The sequence below is a fragment of the Burkholderia sp. SIMBA_062 genome, assembly GCF_046534765.1.
Taxonomy (GTDB): domain Bacteria; phylum Pseudomonadota; class Gammaproteobacteria; order Burkholderiales; family Burkholderiaceae; genus Burkholderia; species Burkholderia ambifaria.
Map to the genome: position 1 here is coordinate 1 of NZ_JAWRYD010000373.1, position 260 is coordinate 260.

General features: G+C 30.4%; 1 protein-coding gene. It reads right to left on the reverse strand.

The window, feature by feature from the left end; genetic code table 11:
* Positions 1-20 precede the first annotated feature (20 nt).
* Positions 21-260 (reverse strand): hypothetical protein (locus SB786_RS36740; RefSeq protein WP_410731652.1); only part of this gene is annotated, 240 nt, incomplete at its 5' end.

A 260-nucleotide genomic window follows, 5' to 3' on the forward strand; every position in this document is an offset into this window, starting at 1 on the left:
GGTCAAGGTTTAATACTTGTTTATCCAATATTTATCATTGCATCATAATGAGATTGTGATAATTCTTTAAAAATAAGTTCAAATGATTCAAATAGGTTTTGAGGCGTGGTGTTAATTATTCTTTGAAAGTACATTTCATCTAAAGGGGAAATTTTATGACTTGCATCATTAATCTCAGAAACTAACGCACTACATATTATATATTTAGGATCTTCAACAGGAATATTAGTTAAGGCTCCCCAGCTATCTGTGCCTAATCT